At 72.9% G+C, this 24543-nt stretch carries 18 protein-coding genes; 8 read left to right on the top strand and 10 right to left on the bottom strand.

Annotated elements, in window-relative coordinates; genetic code table 11:
- Window positions 1–185: 185 nt before the first annotated feature.
- From O7546_RS02830 to mfd, 3 genes are all read right to left on the bottom strand, one after another.
- Entirely contained in the window at window positions 186–1175 is a 990-nt protein-coding gene (locus O7546_RS02830) for a nucleoside triphosphate pyrophosphohydrolase (protein WP_194798561.1), read from the bottom strand.
- The gene (locus O7546_RS02825) at window positions 1172–1942 is read right to left on the bottom strand and encodes a hypothetical protein (protein ID WP_194798562.1); all 771 of its coding nucleotides are present in this window, start codon (window positions 1940–1942) and stop codon (window positions 1172–1174) included. Before O7546_RS02825 ends, O7546_RS02830 begins: the two co-directional genes overlap by 4 nt.
- Before the next feature lie 104 nt (window positions 1943–2046).
- Window positions 2047–5703: a transcription-repair coupling factor gene (gene mfd / locus O7546_RS02820; RefSeq protein WP_269696137.1), complete on the bottom strand. Its 3657-nt coding sequence runs from the start codon at window positions 5701–5703 to the stop codon at window positions 2047–2049.
- Between the two features lie 155 nt (window positions 5704–5858).
- On the opposite strand from mfd, the gene O7546_RS02815 reads away from it, so the two are divergent.
- On the top strand, window positions 5859–6761 hold the full coding sequence (locus tag O7546_RS02815; RefSeq protein ID WP_194798564.1) for a cyclase family protein: 903 nt from the start codon (window positions 5859–5861) through the stop codon (window positions 6759–6761).
- Between the two features lie 141 nt (window positions 6762–6902).
- Here the strand turns inward: O7546_RS02815 and O7546_RS02810 are convergent, their stop codons facing one another.
- Window positions 6903–7943, bottom strand: coding sequence for a S66 peptidase family protein (locus O7546_RS02810; protein WP_194798565.1), 1041 nt, complete (start codon window positions 7941–7943; stop codon window positions 6903–6905).
- Between the two features lie 84 nt (window positions 7944–8027).
- Between O7546_RS02810 and O7546_RS02805 the strand changes: the two genes are divergently transcribed.
- Window positions 8028–9056: a hypothetical protein gene (locus tag O7546_RS02805; protein ID WP_269696136.1), complete on the top strand. Its 1029-nt coding sequence runs from the start codon at window positions 8028–8030 to the stop codon at window positions 9054–9056.
- A gap of 123 nt (window positions 9057–9179) precedes the next feature.
- Entirely contained in the window at window positions 9180–11966 is a 2787-nt protein-coding gene (ppc, locus tag O7546_RS02800) for a phosphoenolpyruvate carboxylase (RefSeq protein WP_194798567.1), read from the top strand.
- Between the two features lie 50 nt (window positions 11967–12016).
- On the opposite strand, the gene O7546_RS02795 is transcribed toward ppc, so the two are convergent.
- Window positions 12017–12805: a hypothetical protein gene (locus O7546_RS02795; RefSeq protein WP_269696135.1), complete on the bottom strand. Its 789-nt coding sequence runs from the start codon at window positions 12803–12805 to the stop codon at window positions 12017–12019.
- Between the two features lie 54 nt (window positions 12806–12859).
- Between O7546_RS02795 and O7546_RS02790 the strand changes: the two genes are divergently transcribed.
- Both O7546_RS02790 and O7546_RS02785 read left to right on the top strand, forming a co-directional pair.
- Window positions 12860–14038: a DNA recombination protein RmuC gene (locus O7546_RS02790; RefSeq protein ID WP_194798569.1), complete on the top strand. Its 1179-nt coding sequence runs from the start codon at window positions 12860–12862 to the stop codon at window positions 14036–14038.
- Between the two features lie 148 nt (window positions 14039–14186).
- Window positions 14187–17477 carry a S8 family serine peptidase gene (locus O7546_RS02785; protein ID WP_194798570.1) on the top strand — a complete coding sequence of 1097 codons (3291 nt, stop codon included), beginning with the start codon at window positions 14187–14189 and terminating at the stop codon, window positions 17475–17477.
- Window positions 17478–17539: 62 nt separating this feature from the next.
- Here the strand turns inward: O7546_RS02785 and O7546_RS02780 are convergent, their stop codons facing one another.
- On the bottom strand, window positions 17540–17956 hold the full coding sequence (locus O7546_RS02780; protein ID WP_194798571.1) for a hypothetical protein: 417 nt from the start codon (window positions 17954–17956) through the stop codon (window positions 17540–17542).
- A gap of 38 nt (window positions 17957–17994) precedes the next feature.
- Window positions 17995–18984 carry a 4-hydroxy-3-methylbut-2-enyl diphosphate reductase gene (locus O7546_RS02775; protein WP_194798572.1) on the bottom strand — a complete coding sequence of 330 codons (990 nt, stop codon included), beginning with the start codon at window positions 18982–18984 and terminating at the stop codon, window positions 17995–17997.
- Window positions 18985–19071: 87 nt separating this feature from the next.
- Between O7546_RS02775 and xseA the strand changes: the two genes are divergently transcribed.
- Both xseA and O7546_RS02765 read left to right on the top strand, forming a co-directional pair.
- Window positions 19072–20328 (top strand): exodeoxyribonuclease VII large subunit, encoded by a 1257-nt coding sequence (gene xseA, locus O7546_RS02770; RefSeq protein ID WP_194798573.1) that lies wholly within the window; start codon window positions 19072–19074, stop codon window positions 20326–20328.
- A 13-nt stretch (window positions 20329–20341) separates the two neighbouring features.
- Window positions 20342–20554 carry an exodeoxyribonuclease VII small subunit gene (locus tag O7546_RS02765; protein WP_194798574.1) on the top strand — a complete coding sequence of 71 codons (213 nt, stop codon included), beginning with the start codon at window positions 20342–20344 and terminating at the stop codon, window positions 20552–20554.
- 40 nt (window positions 20555–20594) lie between these two features.
- Here O7546_RS02765 and O7546_RS02760 read toward each other — a convergent pair whose 3' ends face one another.
- Both O7546_RS02760 and O7546_RS02755 read right to left on the bottom strand, forming a co-directional pair.
- Window positions 20595–21434, bottom strand: coding sequence for a hypothetical protein (locus O7546_RS02760; RefSeq protein ID WP_281600422.1), 840 nt, complete (start codon window positions 21432–21434; stop codon window positions 20595–20597).
- Window positions 21435–21526: 92 nt separating this feature from the next.
- Window positions 21527–22219 carry a DUF4245 domain-containing protein gene (locus O7546_RS02755; protein ID WP_194798576.1) on the bottom strand — a complete coding sequence of 231 codons (693 nt, stop codon included), beginning with the start codon at window positions 22217–22219 and terminating at the stop codon, window positions 21527–21529.
- 147 nt (window positions 22220–22366) lie between these two features.
- On the opposite strand from O7546_RS02755, the gene glpX reads away from it, so the two are divergent.
- Window positions 22367–23398: a class II fructose-bisphosphatase gene (glpX, locus tag O7546_RS02750; protein ID WP_194798577.1), complete on the top strand. Its 1032-nt coding sequence runs from the start codon at window positions 22367–22369 to the stop codon at window positions 23396–23398.
- A gap of 118 nt (window positions 23399–23516) precedes the next feature.
- Here glpX and O7546_RS02745 read toward each other — a convergent pair whose 3' ends face one another.
- Window positions 23517–24455, bottom strand: coding sequence for an NAD-dependent epimerase/dehydratase family protein (locus O7546_RS02745; RefSeq protein WP_269696132.1), 939 nt, complete (start codon window positions 24453–24455; stop codon window positions 23517–23519).
- Between the last annotated feature and the right edge of the window lie 88 nt (window positions 24456–24543).

The following is a 24543-nucleotide window of genomic DNA, read 5'->3' as shown; positions in this document are numbered from 1 at the left end:
CCCCTGACCCAAACCCCTTGATCACCCGGGCGTCCCCTGGAAGGCCGGCGCCTGCCGGGGTGCCGGCCCGGCAGTCCGACTCGGCGATCTTGCACTTTGCGCCCGGGCAGATGGGGCATTTGCGGCACCGATCGGGCCGAAAGTGCAAGATCGCGGGGCGGGGGCGGGGGCGGGGGTGGGTTGGGTCAGGTGGGGTGGTTCGGGGTGGGGCGTTCGGCGGCTCTGACTGCTTCGGCGTACGCCAAGGTGGCCCGCCGCAGGGCGGCCTCGGGGTCGATACCGGCCTGACGGGCGGCGGCGACCGTGGCCAGCAGGCTCGCGCCGAGCCGGGCCTCCGGGTCCACCTGCGACTCGGCCAGCGGGGGCGGTACGGCGAGACCGACCCGACCGGCCCGGTCCAGGATCTTCGCGGCCAGCGACAGCGCGGGCTGGCTCAGCGCGATGCCGTCGAGTACCGATTCGCGGGTCTTCTCGGCCCGCTTGATCCGCTCCCAGTTCGCCTCGATCTCCTCGATCGAACCGGCCGGCTCACCGGAGAACACATGCGGGTTGCGTCGCACCATCTTGTCGACCAGGGTGCCCGCGACGTCGTCGACGGTCCAGCTCTCGCCCTCCGGCAGGTTCTCCGCCAGCCGGGCGTGCAGCAGCACCTGGAGCAGCACGTCGCCCAGTTCCTCGCGGAGCGCGTCGGTGTCGTCGGCGCTGATCGCGTCGTACGCCTCGTAGCACTCCTCCAGCAGGAAACCGGCCAGGCTGCGGTGGGTCTGCGCCCGCTTCCACGGGTCGCCGCCAGGGGAGGCCAGCCGGTCCATCACCTCGACCGCGTCGAGCAGCCGGGCGCCGGGCGGATCCCACGAGCCGTACATCAGCTCCAGCTCGGCCAGCCCGGGCTCGCGGGCAAGCCGCAGCCCCAGCTCACGGGCCAGCGCCTCGTCGCCGGCCGGGCCGGCCAGCCACACCGCCCCGCCGTGCGCGGCGGCGGCGTCGAGCAGTGCCTGGGTCGCACCCTCGGTCACCACGCTCACCTCGGCGCCGGCCGTCCGGACCGCGCGGGTCAACTCGCTCTCCGCACCGGCGAGGACCGGCGCGGAGCGTACGGAGTCCCAGGCGGCCGAGGTCAGCAGGCCGGCGGGCAGCCGGGGTGAGGTGACGAGCAGGACGATGCGGGCGGTCATGCGGCTCCGGGAGCCGGCGATCCGGAGGCCGGCGCCTCCGACGTGGAGATGTCGGTGACCGGGCCGTCCTTGTCGACGTACGGCAGGGAGTAGAAGACGAACGACTGGCCGGTGTTGACGAGCGACGGCACGCCGGTCACGCCGAAGCGGGGGTTGACCCGGACGTCCGACTTGTCGGCCTGCTCCTGCAGCGCGCTGCTGAGCGCGGTGGCGGTGCGGACGAAGCCGGCCTCGCCGAACGCCTGCCGGACCTGGTCGACGCTCAGGCCCGGCTGGATCGCCCCGGTCTTCTCGATGGCGTGGTAGACGGCCATCAGGGACTCGTCGCTGAGGTCGGCCGGAGGCAGGCTCTGCTGGAGCGTGCCGGAGAGGTCGACCCACTCGCCCCACAGCTTCGTGTACTCGGTGGTCGCCGGCATGCGGAGCGCCTGCTGGATCTGCTCCGGAGAGATCTGGTCGGTGACCTGGAGGCCCTTCTCGGCCGCCACACGCTTGCCCAGGTCGATCGCGACCAGCAGGTTCAGCACGTCCTGCCGGGTCACCGAGGACCGCAGCTCCGCCGGCGACGGCGTCTGCGGGGCCTGGCTACGGACGGCGTCCGCGTACTGCCGCTGCGCGTCCTCGTAGATCGCGTCGACCCGGTCGACGGAGTACCGGGTGTCGCCGACGTACGCGGCGACGTCCGGGGCGGAGCGGCCACAGGCGGCGAGGGAGAGCGCGGCGAGGGCCGCGACGCTGACAGCGACGAGGGAACGGCGAGCACGCATGAGGGTCACTCTCTCACGCCGAGTACCGGCCTGTGACTCCGCCCACCTCATCGCGCACCCGCCCCGGACCGGGCGACACCGGCGAACTCCTCGGGCTTGCTGTGTCATCGTCCGCTCGCCACTGCGGGGCTGGCAACACCGGCCAGCTCCTCGGGCTTGCCGAGGACGTCGGCCAGGAGCTGACCGCACCACTCCAGCAGGGCCTGGTCGCGCAACGGCTCGCCGCCGATCCGCCGGGTGCTCGGCCGGGGCACACTGACCTGGTCGAGCGCCTGCTTGTAGACCGAGTCCGGGTGGTAGCGCTTGAGCCGCATCTGCTTCGAGTCGGGCAGCGGCAGCGGGCCGAACCGGATGTGCTTGCCCTGCATCGACACGTCGGTCAGCCCGTAGCGGCGGGCCAGCAGCCGGAACCGCGCCACCGCGACCAGGTTCTGCACCGGCGCGGGCGGCTCGCCGTACCGGTCGGTCATCTCGGCGACCACCTCGCGCAGGCGTTCGGAGTCACGGGCCTCGGCGAGCTTGCGGTACATCTCCAGACGCAGTCGCTCCACCGCCACGTAGTCGTGCGGCAGGTGCGCGTCGATCGGCAGGTCGACCTTGACCTCGCTCTCCTCCTCAGTGCTCTCGCCCTTGAAGGCGGACACGGCCTCGCCGACCATCCGGACGTACAGGTCGAAGCCGACGCCCTCGATGTGGCCGGACTGCTCGCCGCCGAGCAGGTTGCCGGCGCCGCGGATCTCCAGGTCCTTCATCGCCACGTACATGCCCGCGCCGAGTTCGGTGTGCTGGGCGATGGTGGCCAGCCGCTCGTGCGCGTTCTCGGTGAGCGGCTTCTCCGGCGGGTAGAGGAAGTACGCGTACGCCCGCTCCCGGCCTCGGCCGACCCGGCCGCGGATCTGGTGCAGCTGGGCCAGGCCGAGCAGGTCGGCCCGCTCGACGATGAGCGTGTTGGCGTTCGGGATGTCGATGCCGGACTCGACGATGGTGGTGCAGACGAGGACGTCGAACTCCTTCTCCCAGAAGCCGACCATCACCTTCTCCAGCGCTTCCTCGCCCATCTGGCCGTGCGCCACCGCGACCCGGGCCTCCGGCACCAGCTCCCGCAGCCTGCGGGCGGTCTTCTCGATCGACTCGACCCGGTTGTGCAGGTAGAAGACCTGCCCGTCGCGCAGCAGCTCACGGTGGATGGAGGCGGCCACCTGCCGGTCGTCGTACGCCCCGACGAACGTGAGCACCGGGTGCCGCTCCTCCGGCGGGGTGGCGATGGTGGACATCTCCCGGATGCCGGTGATCGCCATCTCCAGCGTGCGCGGGATCGGGGTGGCCGACATGGCGAGCACGTCGACCGAGGCGCGCAGCGTCTTCAGGTGCTCCTTGTGCTCGACGCCGAACCGCTGCTCCTCGTCGATGATGACCAGCCCCAGAGACTTGAACCGGGTGGACGCCTGGAGCAGCCGGTGGGTGCCGATGACGATGTCGACGGTGCCGGCGGCGACCATCTCCAGCGTCTGCTCGGTCTCCTTCGGCGTCTGGAACCGGGACAGCTGCCGGATCGACACCGGGAACTGGCTCATCCGCTCGGCGAACGTGTTGTAGTGCTGCTGCACCAGCAGCGTGGTCGGCACCAGCACCGCCACCTGCTTGCCGTCCTGCACCGCCTTGAACGCCGCCCGTACCGCGATCTCGGTCTTGCCGTAGCCGACGTCGCCGCAGATCAGCCGGTCCATCGGGACGGTCTGTTCCATGTCCCGCTTGACCTCCTCGATGGCGGCCAGCTGGTCGGGCGTCTCCTGCCAGGGGAACGCGTCCTCCAGCTCCCGCTGCCACGGGGTGTCGGGGCCGAAGTTGTGCCCCTTCGACGCCTTACGGGCGGCGTACAGCTGGATGAGCTGTGCGGCGATCTCACGGACCGCCTTGCGCGCCCGGGCCTTGGACTTCTGCCAGTCCGAGCCGCCCATCTTGTGCAGCGTGGGCTGCTCACCGCCGACGTAGCGGGAGAGCTGGTCGAGCTGGTCGGTGGGGACGAACAGGCGGTCGCCGGGCTGGCCGCGCTTGCTGGGCGCGTACTCGATGACCAGGTATTCGCGGCTGGCACCGTTGACGGTGCGCTGCACCAGCTCGACGTACCGGCCGATGCCGTGCTGCTCGTGCACGACGTAGTCGCCGGCCTTCAGCTCCAGCGGGTCGATGGTGTTGCGCCGCCGGCTGGGCATCTTGCGCATGTCGCGGGTGGAGGTGCCCCGGCCGCCGGTGACGTCGTTGCCGGTGAGCAGCACGAACTTCGACGCTTCGTCGACGAACCCGGCGGTCAGGCAGCCACACGACACGAGCAGCTCGCCCGGTGCCGGCGCGGCGGGCACCTCCTCGGTGAGCCGGGCGCCGAGACCGGCGTCGCGGAGCACCTCGACGGCCCGCTGGGCGGGGCCGTGCCCCTCGAAGACGAGCGCGATCGACCAGCCCTCGCCGGCCCACCGCTTGAGGTCGTCGACCACCCGGGCGGTCTCGCCGTGGTAGAGCGGGGCCGGCTGGGCGGCCAGGCTCACCGCGATGGCGTCGTCGGGGGTGACGTCGACCTCGGCGGGCTCGTCCTCCCAGGGCTGCCGGGCCGGTGCCGCGTCCGCCTCGACCAGGCCGAACGGCGCGAGCGTCCACCAGGGCTGGCGCAGGGCGCGGGCTGCCGTGCGTACCTCGGCCAGGGTCTTGAAGGCGGCGGCGCCGAGGTCGACCGGGGCCTGGCCGCCGACGGCGGCCGCGGCCCAGCTGGCCTGGAGGAACTCCTCCGAGGTACGGACCAGGTCGTGCGCGCGGGTGCGGATGCGCTCGGGGTCGCAGAGGAGTACGTGGGTGCCGGCCGGCATGCAGTCGACGAGCAGTTCCAGCGCGTCGGCGCCGATCAGCGCGGGGGCGAGGGACTCCATGCCCTCGACCGGGATGCCCTCGGCCAGCTTGTCCAGGATCTCGGCCAGCTCCGGGTGCTCGGCGGCCAGCGCGGCGGCCCGCTCCCGCACCGCCGGGGTCAGCAGCAGCTCCCGGCACGGCGGCGCCCAGAGCTGCGCGACGCCCTCGATGGTGCGCTGGTCGGCGACCGCGAAGGTGCGGATCTCCTCCACCTCGTCGCCCCAGAACTCGACCCGGGACGGGTGCTCGTCGGTGGGCGGGAAGACGTCCAGGATGCCGCCGCGTACGGCGAACTCGCCGCGCTTGGTGACCAGGTCGACCCGGGCGTACGCCATGTCGGTGAGCCGGCGGGCGACCTCCTCCAGGTCGGCCTCGTCCCCGGCGGCGAGCTGCACCGGCTCCAGGTCGCCGAGCCCCTTGAGCTGCGGCTGGAGCAGCGACCGGACCGGCGCCACGACGACCCGCAGCGGGCCGGTGCGGCCGTGCGCGTCGGCGGCGTCCGGGTGGGCCAGGCGGCGGAGCACGGCGAGGCGCCGCCCGACCGTGTCGGAGCGGGGCGACAGGCGCTCGTGCGGCAGCGTCTCCCAGGACGGGAAGACCGCCACCTGCTCCGGCGGCAGCAGACTGCCCAGTGCGGAGGCCAGGTCGTCGGCCTCGCGGGTGGTGGCGGTGACCGCGAGCACGGGGCGCCCCGCGCCACCGGCCGGCTCGTCGGCGGCGACCGCGGCGACCGCGAACGGGCGCAGCGCGGCCGGGGCGGTGAGGTCGAGCCCGTCGACCTGCGCGGCACCGGAGCGCGCCAGGTCACGCGCCCGGGCCAGCCCCGGGTCGGCCAGGGCGGCGGAGAAGAGTCCGGTGAGCATCAGTGATCACTTCCAGCGGATCGACACACGACGACGACCCCGCGTCCAGCCGGACGGGGGGTGCACCGTTCGAGCCTATCCCCCTCCACCGACGATCCGGGCCCGCCCGATCTTCGATCTTGACCGGCTGCCACCGGGCGTGGTGCGGTGGGTGGATGGTCGAGTATCGGACGGTCTTCGACGCCGAGGTGCTTTTCTCCAACGGCGGTGGTCTGCGCACCGACGGGTTCCGGCTGGACGTGCCGCACCCGGACGTCACCGACGACGAGGTGGCCGCGCTGCTGGTCCGGCACCTCGGGCTGCTCATGGTCGGCGAGGTACGGATCACCGACCGGACCGTCGTCGAGGAGCCGCACAAGGGCGGGCGGGGCCTCGATGTGCCAGCCTCCGGTGGGCGGAAGCTCGTCGAACTGAGTCACGTGGTCACCGACGGCATGGTCACGCTGCCCGGCTGGCCCGGACCGTCGATCACCGACTGGCTGACCCGGGAGGACTCCCGGAAGCGGTACGCGCCGGGTGTCGAGTTCCACGTCGCGCGGATCAACATGATCGCCAACACCGGCACGTACGTGGACACGCCGTCGCACCGCTTCGCCGACGGCCCGGACCTGACCGGGATGCCGCTGGACCGTCTCGCCGACCTGCCCGGCCTGGTGGTACGCGTGCCGGCCGGTACGCGGGCGGTGGACCGGCTGATGCTCGCCCCGTACGACGTGGCCGGGTGCGCGGTGCTGCTGCACACCGGCTGGGACGCACACTTCGGCACCGACGCGTACGCCGCTGCGGAGGCGCCCTACCTGACCGGTGACGGCGCGCAGTGGCTGGCCGAGGCGGGCGCGGCGCTGGTCGGCATCGACTCGATCAACATCGACGACATGACTCCGGCGGCAGCGGGTCAGCGCCCGGCGCACACCGGTCTGCTGGCCGCCGGCATCCCGATCGTGGAGCACCTGACCGGCCTGGACGCGCTGCCCCCGACCGGCTTCCGGTTCACCGCCGCCCCGCCGCGGGTAGCAGGCATGGGCACGTTCCCGGTCCGCGCCTTCGCGATCGTCTGATCCTCGCGCAAGATCCACTCCACTTCCCCGAAATGGCGGGGTCCAACGCCCTCCAATGCCGCCACCTCGGCGAAACGGAGTGGATCTTGCCTGCGTCGCCCACGCCGCCAACCGAGGGGTGAGGCGGCGGGTGAGGGCGGGTCAGTAGCGGACGGCGATGCGGCGCTCCACCGCGTCAACGCGGATCTCGCCGCCGTACGGGATGATCAGCTGCGGGTCGGTGTGGCCCAGGTCGACGTCGAAGACCACCACCGGGTCGTCGGCGTAGGGGGCGAGTGCCGACAGGATCGCCGCCCGCTGCTCCTCACCCCAGGCCAGCCGCTCCGCGACGGAGTGCGGACGGTCGAAGTCCCACGCCTTGGGGCGGCCCACCACGATCGCCGGGACGGCGGCGAGCAGCCCTCGCTCGCCCATGTTCCGCACGATCCGGAAGACCTCCTGCGCGGGCGGCAGCTCGTTCGACGTCTCCAGCACCAGCACCGACCCGGCCAGGTCGGCCGCCGACGGAACGCGGTCGGTCGCCATCAGCCAGTGCACGATCTCCAGGCAGCCGCCCCACGTCCGGCCCTGCACCACCCGGGCCGGGCCGTGCCAGCGCCAACCGTCGGACGGGTACATCGGCGGCTCCTCGGCCAGCGCGGCCGGGTCACGCCAGTCGCACGGCTCGTCGCCCCACTCGGGGGCGGCGGTCAGGTCGTACCAGCCGGTGGTGAACAGCGCGGCGCGCAGCGAGTCGAGCGTGAGCGGGTGCGGCTTGCCGGAGCGCCCGAGGTGCACCAGCACCGAGCCGCCGTGGTAGCCGACGACACCCAGCCGGTACAGGTGGTTGAGCACGTTGGTGTTGTCCGAGTAGCCGAAGTACGGCTTCGGGTTGGCCCGCAGCACCTCGTCGTCCAGGTACGGCGTGACGGTGATCAGGTCGTCCCCGCCGACCGTGGCCAGCACGGCGGTGATCGTCGGGTCGGCGAACGCGGCGGTCAGGTCACGCGCCCGGTCGCGCGGGTCGGCGCCCATGACGCGGGTGGTCGGGTACTCCACCGGTTCCAGCCCCAGCTCGTCGCGGAGCCGGCGCAGGCCCAGCTCGTACACGTGGGGGAAGAGACCCGGCAGGCCGGCGGAGGGTGAGACGACCGCGACCCGGTCGCCGGGCTGCGGTTTGGCGGGATAGATGGGTGCCTGCATGGTCCGACGCTACCGGCCCGGGCCACCGGTTTTCACCAGGCGAAACCCCACGAGCCGGGCATATGCCCGCAATAGGCTGAGGCCGTGGACGACGAGCCGGAGCTGCGTACCCGCGACTGGCTGCCCCGCACGGCGGCGCTGATCCTCGGCACCCTCGCGCTGGCGAGCGCGTTCATCGCCGCCTACGTCGGCGCGCTGCACAAGCCGGACCCGCGTGACGTGCCGGTCGCCGTGGTCACGAGCGACCAGCAGGCCCAGGCCGTGACGTCCGCCGTCCGCGCCCGCACCGACACGATCAAACCCGTCGGGTACGACAGCCGCGGCGCCGCCCAGGACGGACTCACCGACCGATCGGTGTACGCGGTGCTCAGCTCCGCCCCGGACGGCGGCCTGACGCTCGCCACCGCCAGCGCGGGAGCGCCCGCCGCCACCGAACTCGTCACCGAGGTGTTCACCGAGGCGGCCCGGCAGGCCGGGGTGCCACTGGAGGTCACCGACGACGTGCCGGTCTCCGCCGACGACCCGCGCGGCCTGGTCCCGTTCTACCTGGCCGTCGGCGTGGTGCTCGGCGGCTACCTGGCGTCCACGGCGCTCGGCATCTCGCTCGGCACCAGCCCGCGCGACCTGCGCCGGGCCGGGCTGCGGATCGCCACGCTGGCGGTGCACGCCATCCTGCTCGGCGTCATCGGGGCGATCCTGGTCGGGCCGGTGCTCGGCGTGTTCCCCGATCAGGTGGCGACGGTGGCGGTGGTCGGCGCGCTCGCCGCGTTCGCGGCCGGGATGGTCGCCGCCGCCGTGCAGGGCTGGCTCGGGCTGCTCGGCACCGGCATCGTGATCCTGCTGCTCGTGGTGCTCGGCAACCCCGGCTCGGGCGGTATCTACGCGCCCGAGTTCCTGCCGCCGTTCCTGCGCGGGATGCACCGCTGGAACGTGCCCGGCCTGGCCACCGACCTGTTCAAGTCGGCGATCTACTTCGACTGGCGCGGCGGCGGCTGGGCACTGACCGGGCTGCTGGTCTGGGTGGTCGCCGGCCTGGCCGGCCTGCTCACCGCGACCATGTTCCGGGCGCGCCGCGGACCGAAGGCGGGACGGCACGCGGTCGAGCGGGGTTGACCGGCGGGCCGTCCCAGAGTGCAGATCATCACGCCGTCCCCCTCCTGTCCCCCGGGGCCGCGCGGATACCATCCAGAGGAGTCGGACAGCGCTGTCCTTCGTCCTCGCGTAAGGAGCGCAACCGTGACCGACCAGCACGACCACGACGGCCCCGACGCCGCTCTCCGGGCCGACATCCGCCGCCTCGGCACGCTGCTCGGGCAGACGCTCGCCCGTCAGGAGGGCCGGCCGCTGCTCGACCTGGTCGAGGAGATCCGCGCCCAGGTCCGCTCCGACGCGCCGGCCGCCGCCCAGCGCCTCGCCGGGCTCGACGTCACCACCGGCACGAAGCTGGCCCGTGCCTTCTCCACCTACTTCCACCTGGCGAACATCACCGAGCAGGTGCACCGCGCCCGGGACCTGCGCCGCCGCCGCGCCACCCACGGCGGCTGGCTGGACCAGGCGGCCAAGATGATCGCCGAGCGCGGCGTACCGGCCGAGGAGATCGCCGCCGCGGCCCGCCGGCTGGCCGTACGCCCGGTCTTCACCGCCCACCCCACCGAGGCGGCCCGCCGGTCCATCCTGTCCAAGCTGCGCGCGGTGGCCGACGAGCTGGACACCGAGACCGCGAACGCGATCCTGTACGGCGCCAGCGACGAGGGCCCGGCGAACCGCCGCCTGGCCGAACTGCTCGATCTCATGTGGCAGACCGACGAGCTGCGGCTGGACCGGCCGGACCCGACAGACGAGGCGCGCAACGCGATCTACTACCTGCGCGACCTGTACGCCGAGGCCGCGCCGCAGGTCCTCGACGACCTCGCCGACACGCTGCGCACGCTCGGCGTGGAGACGTCACCGACGTCCCGCCCGCTGAGCTTCGGCACCTGGATCGGCGGCGACCGCGACGGCAACCCGTTCGTCACGCCGGTGGTCACCCGCGAGGTGCTGCGCATCCAGCACGAGCACGGCATCGCCGCCACCGAGAAGGCGATGGACGAGCTGATCACCGAGGTCAGCGTGTCCCGGCGGCTGCGCGCGGTGTCGCTCGACCTGTCCGCCAGCCTGGCCAAGGACCTGGACGCGCTGCCAGAGGTGGCGCCGCGGTTCCGCCGGGTCAACGCGGAGGAGCCGTACCGGCTCAAGGCGCGGTGCGTGAAGGCGAAGCTCGCCAACACCCGGGAGCGGCTGCGCGCCGACACCCCGCACGTGCCGGGGCGCGACTACCGGGGCTCGGCCGAGCTGATCGCCGACCTGGAACTGCTGCGCGCGTCGCTGGCCCGTAACTCCGGCCAGCTCACCGCCGTCGGGCGGCTCGCCTCGGCCATCCGTACGGTGTCCGCGTTCGGCCTGCACCTGGCCACCATGGACATCCGGGAGCACGCGGAGAAGCACCACGAGGTGCTGGCCCAGCTCTACGAGGCGGTGGGCGAGGTGTCCGACTACCCGGCGCTGTCCCGGCTGGAACGCACCAAGCTGCTCGCCGACGAGCTGACCGGCCGCCGGCCGCTCTCCACCCAGGACAGCCCGCTCACCGAGTCGGCCCGCAAGACGTTCGACGTGTTCGCGGCGATCCGCGAGGCGCAGGACCGGTTCGGCCCCGAGGTGATCGAGTCGTACATCATCTCGATGACGCTCGGCGTGGACGACGTGCTGGCCGCCGTGGTGCTGGCCCGCGAGGCCGGCCTGGTGGACGTGCACTCCGGGCGGGCCCGCATCGGCATCGTGCCGCTGCTGGAGACCCCGGCCGAGCTGAACGCCGGTGGTGAGCTGCTGGACGAGCTGCTGTCGTTGCCCGCGTACCGGGCGCTCGTGGCGGCCCGGGGCGACGTGCAGGAGGTGATGCTCGGCTACTCCGACTCCAACAAGGAGGCCGGCATCACCACCAGCCAGTGGTCCATCCACCGGGCGCAGCGCGCGCTGCGGGACGTGGCCGCGCGGCACGGCGTACATCTGCGGTTGTTCCACGGCCGGGGCGGCACCGTCGGCCGGGGCGGCGGCCCCACGCACGACGCGATCCTGGCCCAGCCGTACGGCACGCTGGACGGCGCGATCAAGGTGACCGAGCAGGGTGAGGTCATCTCCGACAAGTACACGCTGCCGGCGCTGGCCCGGGAGAACCTGGAACTGACGGTCGCGGCGGTGCTCCAGGCGACGCTGCTGCACACCGCTCCCCGGCAGCCGGCCGAGATGCTGGAGCGCTGGGACGCGGCGATGGACGTGGTGTCCTCCTCGGCGTTCCGGTCGTACCGGTCGCTGGTCGAGGACCCGGACCTGCCCGCGTACTTCTGGGCGTCCACCCCGACCGAGCTGCTCGGTGCGCTGAACATCGGTTCCCGGCCGGCGAAGCGCCCGAACACCGGCGCCGGCCTGTCCGGCCTGCGGGCCATCCCGTGGGTGTTCGGCTGGACGCAGACCCGGCAGATCGTGCCGGGCTGGTTCGGTGTGGGCTCCGGATTGGCCGCCGCGCGGGCGGCCGGGCTGGCCGACGTGCTCGCCGAGATGAACCGGAACTGGCACTTCTTCCGCACGTTCCTGTCGAACGTCGAGATGATGCTGACCAAGACCGACCTGACGATCGCCCGGCGGTACGTCGAGACGCTGGTGCCGAAGAAGCTGCACCCGATCTTCGACAAGATCGAGCAGGAGTACGAGCTGACCAAGCAGGAGGTGCTCGCGGTCACCGCCGCACCGGCGCTGCTGGACAACTCGCCCGTGCTCCAGCGCACGCTCGCCGTGCGGGACACCTACCTGGAGCCGCTGCACCACCTGCAGGTGGCGCTGCTGCGGCAGTACCGCGAATCAGGTGCGGCCGGGCGAGCGGTGGCGACCGCGCCGGGTGGGCGGCGGGCCCCGAACGACGGTACGGCGCTGGAGCGGGCGCTGCTGACCACCGTCAACGGCATCGCCGCCGGCATGCGCAACACCGGCTGATCCCGTCCCGGGCGGGGCACTCGTGCGAGCGAGGGCCCCGCCGGGGCCGGCTAGAAGTCGCCGCCGCCGAAGTCACCACCGAAGTCGCCGCCGCCGAAGCCACCGAAGTCGCCGCCGAAGTCGCCACCGGCGTAGTCGCCACCGCCGCCCGCGTCGCCGCCGCCCATGTCGCTCTGGTCGCCGAAGTCCTGGCCGTCGCCGAAGCCCTCCTGGTAGCCGGCGTCGTACCCGGGATCGGCGAACGCGGGTGAGAACAGCGCGTCCGCGATCAGGAGACCGCCGACCACACCGACACCCGCGCCGAGCGCGGTCTTCCACCACGGCGTGGAGTACCAGCCGGCCGGCACCGGCCGCCCCTGGAACCGGCCACCCGGGTAGTAGTAGGGCGTCGCGTTCCCCGGCTGCGGGCCGGCGCGGAACGTCTGCCCCTGCACGTCGACCTGGCGCTCCTTGGTGAGCGCGCCGGCACCCTGGGCGGCGGCGAGTGGCGGCAGCTCCGGGCCCGGGTCGATGCCCATCGCGGTCCGCGCCGCCCGGATGTACGCCAGCCCTTCCAGCGCGGTCTCCCGGGCCAGCCCGAACTGGCGCGGCGTGGTCGCCTGCTCCAGCTGCGAACCGGCCGCGTTGTAGCGCTCACCGGCGTCGGCGAGCGCCTGCCGGACCGCCGGGGCGTCGCCGTGCAGGTTCATCAGCTGGCCGCCGAGCCGCTCGTACCAGCGCTGCGCCTCGGCGCGGGCGTCGGCCAGTTCGTTCGACCGGCGCGATCTGCTCCCCCTCCGCCAGAACACGAACGCACCTCCGAGCAGCAGGATCAGGACCAGCCACAACGCGAACTCCATGACTCGAACGTACCCACCGGGCGCTCGTCGTACCCGTTTGGCAAGCTCTTGGCCATGAGCTTTGCGACGCTGGCCGTGGTGGTGCTCTGCCTCGCCGCGGGCGGCGCGGTGGGCTGGCTGGCCGCGCGGGCGCGCGCGGCGGCTGACATCGCCCGCCTGGAGGCGACGCTCGCCGCCACCCAGGCCGGTGAGGGGCGGCTGGAGCAGTCCATGCGGGCGCTGAGCTACGAGGCGACGGCGCAGTCCCAGGAGGCGGTCGCCCGCGCGGTGGCGCCGCTGCACGACACGCTGCGCCGCTACGAACAGCGGGTGGCCGAGCTGGAGCGGGACCGGGTCGACGCGTACGCCGAACTGCGCGAACAGGTGCGGTCCATGAGCGCCGTCTCCGGCGAGCTGCGCACCGAGACCAAGCAGCTGGTCGCCGCGCTGCGCGCGCCGCAGGTGCGTGGCCGCTGGGGCGAGCACCAGCTCCGCCGGATCGTCGAGGCCGCCGGCATGCTCGAACACTGCGACTTCAGCGAGCAGGTCACCGCCGCGACCGACCACCAGGGGGTACGCCCCGACCTGGTGGTACGGCTGCACGGCGGCCGGACGGTGGTGGTGGACGCGAAGGCGCCGTTCGACGCGTACCTGACCGCGATGGAGTCGCGCGACGAGCGGGGGCGCGACACCCACCTGGACGCGCACGCCCGGCACCTGCGCGCGCACGTGGACGGCCTGGCGGCCAAGTCCTACTGGTCGGCGTTCGACCAGACGCCCGAATTCGTGGTGCTGTTCGTACCGGCGGACCCGTTCCTCGACGTGGCGCTGCAACGCGACCCGTCCCTGCTGGAGCACGCGTTCGCCCGCAACGTGGTGCTCGCCACGCCGGCCACGCTGGTGGCGCTGCTGCGCACCGTCGCCTACTCGTGGCGGCAGGAGGCGCTGGCGCGTAACGCCGCCACCGTCCACTCGCTGGCCCGCGAGCTGTACGGGCGGCTGTCCACTCTGGGTGACCACGTGGGCAAGCTCGGCAGTTCGCTGAGCGGGGCGGTGACGGCGTACAACCGCGCGGTGGGGTCCCTGGAGGCGCGGGTGCTGGTCAGCGCCCGCAAGCTGGCCGAGCTGGGCGTCTCCGACGACGAGCTGGCCGCGCCGGCGCAGGTCGAGCTGGCGCCGAGGCAGCCGCAGGCACCGGAGCTGCTGGGCACGCCGTCCACATCGGCCGAGAGGTCGACGGACGTCGACGCCTAACACGCCGCACGTGATGACGTAGGCCGATTTCTATCACGGACTGGTCACAAACCCAGGCCGAGTAGTGACACCTGCCGTCCTGACACGCAGGATCACCGTCACACGTGCCCTGCCCCTCGAGGGCCCTGTTCTCTGGAGGAAGAGAACGTTGAGTAAACCCCGCACGCGCAGCCGGCGACCGTCCGCCGCGCTCCTGGCCTCGGTCCTCGCGGCCGGCGCCCTGACCGTGGGGGGTGGCGCCGGCACCGCGAGCGCCGCCCCCGCCACCCCGCCCTCGCAGCCGACCGCCGCGAAGGCACTGGGCGCCCACGACGCCAAGCTGCTCGACGAGGCCGAGGCGAAGAACGCGCCGACCGTCACGATGATCATCGCGGCGAAGAAGGGCTCGGCCAAGAAGGTCGTCGACGGCCTGACCGGCCTGGGCGCCACCGTCAGCCAGCGGTACGACCAGATCGGCTACGTGCTGGCGAAGGTCCCGACCGCGAAGGCGCTCAAGGCCGCCACGCTGCCGGGTGTCGCCGCCGTCGACCTGGACGAGACCATCAAGCTCCCCGACCCGGCGCCCGAGGCGGCGCCGAAGGGTGCCAAGACCGCCTCGCAGGCCGAGACGCTCGCCGGGCCGGGCGGCGACACCGGCGCGGTGAACCCGTACATGCCGACGAACGAGACCGGCGCGGAGGCCTTCAAGGCCGCGAACCCGCAGTGGGACGGCCGCGGCGTCACCATCGGCATCATGGACTCCGGTGTGGACCTCGACCACCCGGCGCTCCAGCAGACCACCACCGGCGAGCGCAAGATCGTCGACTGGGTCACCGCCACCGACCCGCTGGAGGACGCCTCCTGGCGCCCCATGCTGACCGAGGTCAGCGGCCCGACGTTCACCACCTCGCTGGGCACCTGGACGGCGCCGGCCGGCAACTACCGGTTCAACGTGTTCCGCGAGAACATCACCGCGAACAGCGACGCGCGCGGCGACCTCAACCGCGACGGCGACACCACCGACTTCTGGGGCGTCCTCTACAACCCCACCACCGGTGACGTCCGCGTCGACGCGAACCAGAACAACGACTTCACCGACGACGAGGTGATGCGGCCGTACAAGGAGAAGTTCCAGGTCGGCCACTTCGGCACCGACAACCCGGCCACTGCGGTCCGCGAGCAGATCCCGTTCGTGGTCGAGTACCGGCGCAACGTGAACACCGCCCCGGTCGGCGGCCCCGGCCTGGTCGACTACGTCAACATCGGCATCATCGAGAGCACCCACGGCACCCACGTCGCCGGCATCACCGCCGCCAACGACATGCTCGGCAACAGCGCCTTCGACGGCGCCGCGCCGGGTGCCAAGCTGGTCTCCGCCCGCGCCTGCTCCTGGGGTGGCGGCTGCACCGCCGCGGCGCTCACCACCGGCATGGCCGACCTGGTGATCAACCGCAAGGTCGACGTGGTGAACATGTCGATCGGCGGTCTGCCGGCGCTCAACGACGGCTCGAACGCCCGTGCGGTCCTCTACAACGACCTGATCAACACCTACGGCGTGCAGCTGTTCATCTCGGCCGGCAACTCCGGTCCGGGCGTGAACACCGTCGGTGACCCGTCTGTCGCCACCGACGTGGTCAGCGTGGCGGCGAGCGTCAGCAAGGACACCTGGCTGGCCAACTACGGCTCGGTGGTCCGCAAGGACAACGCGCTGTTCAACTTCTCGTCGCGCGGCCCGCGTGAGGACGGCGGCTTCAAGCCGAACATCGCCGCCCCCGGCTCGGCCATCTCCACCGCGCCGACCTGGCAGCCGGGCAACCCGGTGCCGGAGGCGGGCTACTCGCTGCCCCCGGGCTACCAGATGCTCAACGGCACCTCGATGGCGTCCCCGCAGGCCGCCGGTGCCGCCGCGCTGCTGCTGTCGGCCGCCAAGGCGACCGGCAAGGGCGTCACCCCGGCCGCGCTGCGCCGGGCCGTCTACACCTCGGCGGACCCGATCAGCGGCGTCCCGACGTACGCGCAGGGCTACGGCATGTTCGACGTACCGGGCGCGTGGAGCCTGCTCGCCAAGGGCGTGCAGACCCGCACCTACACCTCCGAGGCGCCGGTCTGCACCGAGCTGTCGCCGAACCTGACCCGCTACGACCGGGCCTCCGGCACGTTCGTGCCGAACCCGAACGTCGGCACCGGCCTCTACAACCGCTGCGCCGCCGACCGTGGTGGCCAGAAGGTCAAGGAGAGCCGCCACTACGAGGTGAAGCTGACCCGCACCAGCGGCCCGAACAAGGGCGTCAAGCACGAGGTCGCCTTCCGCGGCAACGACGGCACCTACAGCGCCCCCAAGGTGGTGTGGCTGCCGCTGAACAAGACCGTCACGGTCAAGGTGAAGGCCAAGCCGATGACGGCCGGTGCGCACGGCGCCATCATGACCGTCGACGACCCGGCCACCTCCGTCGTCGACTTCGAGGTCGCCACCGTCGTGATCGCCTCGAACCCGGTCGCCGCTCCGGCGTACTCGTTCTCGGCCGACGGCTCGGTCGAGCGCAACGGCTTCCGGTCGTACTTCGTGACGGTGCCGCCGGGTGCCGGCGCGCTGCAGGTCAACCTGTCCGGCATCGCGACCGGCTCGCAGACCCGCTTCATCGCCATCAACCCGTACGGCGTGCCGGTCGAGAGCACCGCCAGCACCGCCTGCTACACCAACTTCTCCGACGCCGCGGTCTGCAAGCCGCAGGAGCGGGACTACCAGAACCCGCTGCCGGGCGTGTGGGAGATCGAGGTGGAGGCGCGTCGCACCTCGCCGGCGCTGGACAACCCGTTCCGGCTCCAGGCCCGCGTGCAGGGCGTCACTGTGGAGCCGGCAGTGGTCCAGCTCCCGTCGGTCACCGCCGGCACCCCGGCCTCGGTGAGCTGGAGCCTGACCAACACGTTCGGCCCGGTCCAGGTGACCGGCGTCGGCGGTCCGCTGGCGAGCGTCCGGTCCGAGCGTCCCAGCATCACCGAGGGCGCGACCCAGGAGTACACGGTGGAGGTGCCCGCCGGCGCCACCTCGTTCACCGCCCGGATCGGCAACCCGTCCGACCTGAGCGCCGACCTGGACCTGACGGTCTTCCGCGGCACCACGCAGGTGGGCCAGTCGGCCGACGGTGACTCGGAGGAGGCGGTCACGCTGACCAACCCGACGCCCGGCACCTACCGGGTCGTGGTCGACGGTTACTCGATGAGTGACCCGAGCACCGCGTACGACTACCGGGACTCGTTCGCGTCCCCGGCGCTGGGCACGCTCTCCGCGCCGTCCACGCCGCTGTCCCTGGCCAACGGCGCCACCGCCACCCTCACCGGTGCGGTGACCGCCCTGTCCACCCCGGCCGCCGGCCGGGAGCTGTACGGCGACATGGCCGTGACCACCACCGAGGGCGCGGTCGTCGGCCGCGGTTCGGTCGAGGTCCTCGCGGTCAACTGAGCCGCTGACACGAAGGAGCCCCGTCCCCTCTCGGAGGGGGCGGGGCTCCTTCGTGCTTGCGGTCAGGCGCGGCGGGCGGACTCGACCACGAACGGGGTGCCCTGCTGACAGGTGGTCATCATGCCCGGCTCGGGGCGGCCGGTGACCTCGACCCGGGCGCCGGGCTTGAGCACGTCGCGCGGCCCGCCGACGAGCAGGTGGCCGTCGAGCAACAGGCAGTTCGGCTCGACGCCGGCCTGCACGGTGCCGCTGATGACGGTGCCGCCGACCCCCGGCGGGGTCGACGGGCCACCCTTCCAGGAGGGGCCGGGACGCTTCGGGCTCGTGCCGGGGTCGGGCTGGCTGGTCACGGGGGCGGCTCCCGTCGTACTCGGGCTCGGGCTCGGGCTGGAATCGGCGGACCCGTCGCCGGGTGCGGCGCAGGCGGTCAGCGCGAGGCCGGCGAGCAGTGCGACGAGCACCGTACGAGGAGTCTTCATGGTCGGTTGGACGCGGCGGACGGCCGATCCGTTCCCGGTCAGCCGCGGGCCGCGGCGGCGGCCTTCATGTCGCGCTTGAGCTCCTGCGGCAGCGAGAACGTCAGCCGCTCGTCCGCGGTGGTGATCTCCTCGACGTCGCCGAAGCCGCGCTCGGCCAGGTGCGCCAGCACCTGCTGGACCAGCTCGTCGGGCACGCTCGCGCCGGAGGTCACACCCACAGTGCTCGCCCCGGCAAGCCAGGCGTCCTCGATCTCGTGCGCGAAGTCGACCAGGTAGCCGGCGCGGGCTCCGGCGTCGAGCGCCACCTCGACCAGCCGGACCGAGTTCGAGGAGTTGCGCGAGCCGACCACGACCACCACGTCGCACTCGGGGGCGATCTCCTTGACCACGTGCTGGCGGTTGGAGGTGGCGTAGCAGATGTCGTCGCTGGGCGGCGACTGGAGCAGCGGCAGCCGCTTCTTGAGCCGGGCCACGGTCTCCAGCGTCTCGTCCACCGACAGCGTGGTCTGGGACAGCCAGACCACCTTCTCCGGGTCGCGCACGGTGACCTTGTCGACGCCGTCCGGGCCGTCGACGAGCTGGATGTGGGCGGGGGCCTCACCGGCGGTGCCGATGACCTCCTCGTGCCCCTCGTGCCCGATGAGCAGGATGTCGTAGTCCTGCGCGGCGAACCGCCGGGCCTCGTGGTGCACCTTCGTGACCAGCGGGCAGGTGGCGTCGATCGCCCGCAGCGAGCGCTGCTTGGCCTGGTCGTAGACCTCGGGGGCGACGCCGTGGGCGGAGAAGATGACGGTGGCGCCCTCCGGCACCTCCTCGTTCTCCTCCACGAAGATCGCGCCCTGGGCCTCCAGCGTGCGCACCACGTGCTTGTTGTGCACGATCTGCTTGCGCACGTAGATCGGCGCGCCGTAGAGCTTCAGCGCCTCCTCGACGGTCTGCACCGCCCGGTCCACGCCCGCGCAGTAGCCGCGGGGGTTGGCCAGGAGCACGCGCTTGCCGGTCCGGGGAGTCGTCTCAGCGTCAGTCACCCGCCCATCGTACGTGCCGCCCTCCCGCACGGCAGCGGCCGCGAGGCACGCGCGGGCGCTGTCGGTCCCGGGCCGTAGGGTGGGCGGGTGAGCGCGGGAGAGGACGGCCGGGGGGCGCCGGACGGGCGGAGCAGCCCGGACGGACGGAGCACGGCCGAGGAGCCCTGGCCGGTCCGGGTGGTCAGCCAGAAGGTCGGCGCCTGGATCGCCCGCCTGGGCTGGGTGTGGGTCGACGGCCAGGTGGCGCAGATCAGCCGCCGCCCCGGCGCGAGCACCGTCTTCCTCACGCTGCGCGACCCGTCGGCCGATCTCAGCCTCACCGTCACCACCAACCGCGACGTGCTGGACGCGGGCGCGCCGGAGCTGCGCGAGGGTGCCCGGGTGGTGCTGCACGCCAAGCCGGAGTTCTACGCCGCGCGCGGCACACTCAGCCTGCGCGCCGACGAGATCCGCCAGGTCGGCCTCGGCGAGCTGCTGGCCCGGCTGGAGAAGCTCAAGAAGCTGCTCGCCGCCGAGGGCCTGTTCGACCGGTCCCGCAAGCGGCGGCTGCCGTTCCTGCCGGGCCGGGTCGGCCTGATCACCGGCCGCGCCTCGGCGGCCGAGCGGGACGTGCTGACCAATGCCCGCCGCCGCTGGCCCGCCGTCGACTTCCGCACGATCAACGTGGCGGTGCAGGGGCCGAGCGCGGTACCCGACATCGTCGGCGCGCTCAAGGTGCTCGACGCCGACCCGGCCGTCGACGTGATCGTCATCGCCCGGGGCGGTGGCGGCATCGAGGATCTGCTGCCCTTCTCCGACGAGGCGCTGTGCCGGGCGGTCTTCGCCTGCCGCACACCGGTGGTCAGCGCGATCGGCCACGAGACGGACGCGCCGCTGCTCGACTACGTCGCCGACGTGCGCGCCTCCACCCCGACCGACGCGGCGAAGCGCATCGTGCCGGACCTGACCGAGGAGGTCCGACTGATCGGCCAGGCCCGGTCCCGGCTCGAACGGGCCGTTCGTCACCTGGTCGACCGGGAGCAGCACCGGATCGACCTGCTGCGCTCCCGCCCGGTGCTGGCCCGGCCGCAGGTGATGGTCGAACAGCGGGCGGTGGACGTGTCAGCGCTGCGCGACCGCGCCGGCCGGTCGCTGGAGCACCGGCTGCGGGGTGCCACCGACGACCTGCGGCACACGCTGGCCCGGCTGCGCGCGCTGTCCCCGGCCGCCACGCTGGAGCGCGGCTACGCGATCGTGCAGCGCGCCGACGGCCACGTCGTCCGCGCGGCCTCCGAGGTCGCCAAGGGCGATCCACTGCGGGTACGCCTCGCCGAGGGCGAGCTGACCGCGACCGTCGACGGCTGAGGGAAGAGAGACGATGACCGGCAGGAAGCAGGACGAACAGCTCAGCTACGAGCAGGCCCGCGCCGAGCTGGCCTCGGTGGTGGAGAAGCTGGAGGCGGGCGGCACCTCGCTGGAGGAGTCGCTGGCTCTCTGGGAGCGCGGCGAGCAGCTCGCCGGGGTGTGTCAGCGCTGGCTGGACGGCGCGCGCGCCCGCATCGACGCCGCCCGCCAGCGCGCCGAGGACTGACGGTGGGGTCCGGCGCGCTCGCCGAACCCCACCGCGGACCTCAGTTGAACAGGTTGTACAGCTCGGCGGGCGCCTCGACGACCTGGTCGGCCGAGGGCTTCTGGGCCGGGGCCGCGTTGCCGTAGTCGGTGTAGGTGATCTTCAGGTCCTGCGCGGCGCTCTGGCCGGCGGCCGGGATCTTGAGCACCATCTCGCTGAGCCGCCCCTGCGTGTCGACCTTGGCGGTGAACGGCACCGACTGGGCCTGCGCCCCGAGCGCGGTGATCACGGCCGGGTCGAGCGAACCCGCCTCGGCGGCCTTCGACACGTCGACGGTGCCCTCGTACGCGCCCTCGCCGGTCTGCCGTACCTCGGTGATGCCCTGGGTGAGGACGGCGCTGCCGGCCGGGTCGAGCTTCTCGAAGTCGAAGCCCAGCGCCCGGTTGCCCTTGATCCGGTTCTGGTCGAGGTGGTGGTACTTGCCGGTGTTGAGGTTCTTCACGCCGGGGATCTGCGCGGCGGCGGTGCCACCGAGTTCCAGCTTGACCCAGCTGTCCGGCTTCGCGTGGATGAGGTCGAGCTTCATCATCAGGTCTGACGACGGGTCGCCGATGGTCATCCGCATGTCGGCGCTCTGGCTCGGCTCGTGCACCTGCCCTTCGGCGGTGGAGCCCGCGCCGGTCATGGAGAACTTGAAGTTCCCCTCGCGGATCGCGTTCGTGGAGTCGAGCAGGGCCTGCTTGGCCGCGCTGCTGGACGCCGTGGCGCTCGGTGCGACGCTGCCGGAGGCGCTCGGGGTCGCGGAGGCGTCGGACGTCGTCCCGTTGCCGTTGCAGGCCGCCAGGCCGGGAATGAGCAGCGCCGCGGCGAACGCGGTGGCGCTGAAGCGTCGTATCTTCACGTCAACCTCTCCAGGTGGGTCGTCCGGGCTCGATGTCCCTTCTGTTCCCGGAAGCGGGGATCCGCAATCCCGCCTCACCCGGAGGGAGGATGTCAGCGCAGCGACGTGGCGAGCTTGCGCAGCTCCGTCTCGCCCGCGTCACCGACCACGATCACGGTACGGTTCGGCTCCAGCAGGACGAGCGCCTGCTCGTTGCCGCGTGCCGTGTAGCGCTGCCAGCTCAGCCCGCCGGGCAGGTCGGCAGCGCCCTGCGGCTGCCCCTCGGTCAGCTCGGCCGGCAGCAGCTTCTCCGCCGGGACGTTGCTCTCCACGAGCTGCGCGCCCCGGCCCTCCGGGGTCACGTATCCGATCCGCAGCGTCGAGCCGTCCGGCTCGGTCCGGAATCGGGCGTTGACCGTACGCCAGTCGTCGCCCAGACCGGTCGGCTCGCTGACCGGGAAGGCGTTCGCGGAGCGGGCCTGCTCCAGCGCGGGCGCCGGGTCGACGGTGACCGGCGAGTCGCCCCCGAGGAAGCCCCGGTAGAAGGCGAGCAGCAGCGCGATCGGGACCAGCAGGATCAGCAGGGACAGCGCCATGTCCTTCGGCGACCGCTCGGACCGGGCCTTGCCCGCCGCCGGGGCGACCACGGGCTCGGCGGGCGCGGGCTCGCCGGCCGCGGCAGCCGGCTCGACCAGCGCGGGCTGCCCCTCGGACGGGGCCGGGCCGCCGTCCGGTCGGACCGGCGGCTGGCCGTCCGGCGGGGTGGCGTCGGTCGGTGTGCGGTCGGCAGGCTGTGCGGCTTCCACCGGGCCATTGTCGCAGCCCACCGGGGGACGTGATCCTGGCCTCCTCCGCCCCGCCGGGACGGCGAACCTGAGATCGTGTGAGGATCAGCGACAAAACCGGCGGCGGTGGCCGCCGGTCCCACCCCGCAACGTCGCGAGGAGGCCGCCATGACAACCACCAGGACGCGGACGCCCCAGGATCTCGACCGCAACCTCGCCCTCGATCTGGTCCGGGTGACCGAGGCCGCGGCGATGGCCGCCGGCCGCTGGGTCGGCCGGGGCGACAAGGAAGGCGGCGACGGCGCAGCTGTCGACGCCATGCGAAAGCTGATCAACTCGATCCCGATGCGCGGCGTCGTGGTGATCGGTGAGGGCGAGAAGGACAACGCCCCGATGCTGTTCAACGGCGAGGAGGTCGGCGACGGGACCGGCCCCGAGGTGGACGTGGCGGTCGACCCGATCGACGGCACCACGCTGATGAGCAAGGGCATGCCGAACGCGCTGGCGGTGCTCGCGGTGGCCGAGCGCGGCGCGATGTTCGACCCGAGCGCGGTCTTCTACATGGAGAAGCTGGCGGTCGGCCCGATGTACGCCGACGTGGTGGACATCAACGCCGGGGTGGCCGAGAACATCAACCGGATCGCCAAGGTCAAGGGCACCGACGCCGCCGAGGTGACCGTGTGCGTGCTGGACCGGTCGCGCCACGACGACCTGGTCAAGCAGATCCGGCGTACCGGCGCGGGGATCCGGTTCATCTCCGACGGCGACATCGCAGGCGCCATCGCGGCGGCCCGCGGCGAGTCGGACGTGGACGTGCTGATGGGCATCGGCGGCACCCCGGAGGGCATCACCGCGGCGTGCGCGCTCAAGTGCATGGGCGGCATGATGCAGGCCAAGCTCTGGCCGAAGGACGCCGAGGAGCGCCGCAAGGCGCTGGACGCCGGGCACGACCTGGACCGGGTGCTGTTCACCGACGACCTGGTCACCGGCGACAACTGCTTCTTCGTGGCCACCGGTGTCACCTCCGGTGACCTCCTGCGCGGCGTGCGGTACCGCTCCGGTGGCGCGTACACCCAGTCGATCGTGATGCGCTCCAAGAGCGGCACGATCCGGGTGATCGACTCATACCACCGCCTGGAGAAGCTCGCCCTCTACTCGGCTGTCGACTTCGACGGACGCCCGCTGGCCGAGCAGGAGTGAGCCGGACCGGGCGGCGGCACCGCCGACGCTGTCGACCGGGCGACGGTGTCGGGTTGGCCACCGCGGCGCTGACCCTGGTCGCGGTGCTCGTCGCCGCCCTCGGCCCGGCCCGCCGCCCCTAACGGGCGGCGGCGGGTGCGGCGGCCCGCAGGCCGGTGACCATCTCGTCGACCACCCGGTCCAGCGGCGTCCCCTCGATCCCGAACGTCTCGCTCGCGGCGGTGGAGTCCATCACGAACGGCCCGGCGAACTGGTGCGCCGTCTCCCGCAGCTCCCGGGCGAACGGGTCGGCCAGGCCACCGAGCCAGAGCACCGGGTAGGGCATTCGGATCAGCCGGGGTGCCGGCGCCCCGGCCCGCTTCGCCGCCCGGTCGGCGAGCGCCCGCATGGACATCGGGGGCGCGCTCGGCACGTGCCAGGCTCGTCCCCAGGCCCGCGGGTCGGTGGCGGCGGCGACGAGGGTACGGGCGACGTCTCCCACGTACGTCCAGGTGTGCGGGGCGTCCCAGGCGACCGGCAGGAACACCCGCTGCCCGGCGAGCACCTTGGGCAGCACCATCATCGGCAGCGAGTTGCCGCCGAGGCCGATGTAGTCGGAGCCGCGTACCTCGGTGACCCGGGCCCGGCCGGCGCGGTGGGCAGCCAGGGCGTCGGCCCACATCCGGTTGCGGACCCGGCCCTTGACGCCGGTGGCGGCGAGCGGGGTGGCCTCGGTCATCGGGGCGTCGACCGGGCCGTACCCGTAGAGGTTGCCGACTGTGGTGAGCACGGCGCCGCTGCGCTCGACGGCGGTGAGCAGGGCGGCTGCGAGCGGCGGCCAGTCCGTCCGCCACCTGTGGTACTCCGGGTTGGCGCAGTTGTAGAGCGCGTCAGCGCCTTCGGTGAGCGCGGCGAGCCGGTCCGCGTCGGCGGCGTCGGCGGCCACCCGCTCGATCGCCTGGTGCTCGGGGCCGGTGCCGCGCCGGGTGACCACGCGCACGCGCTCGCCGCGCTCGGCGAGGAGGCGGGCGGTGGCGGTGCCGACGGGGCCGGCGCCGACGATCACGTGCAGTGCCATGACAGGTCCACCTTCACTGAAGCAGTTGTTCGAAGCGAGAGCACCGCTCTCGAAACAGAGCATGACTCATGCGAGCAGCCCACGTCAA

The sequence above is a fragment of the Micromonospora sp. WMMA1976 genome, from assembly GCF_027497335.1.
GTDB classification, from domain to species: Bacteria; Actinomycetota; Actinomycetes; order Mycobacteriales; family Micromonosporaceae; genus Micromonospora; species Micromonospora aurantiaca.
Note: the sequence above shows the minus strand (reverse complement) of the source record. Positions and strands in the feature narration are given on the sequence as shown.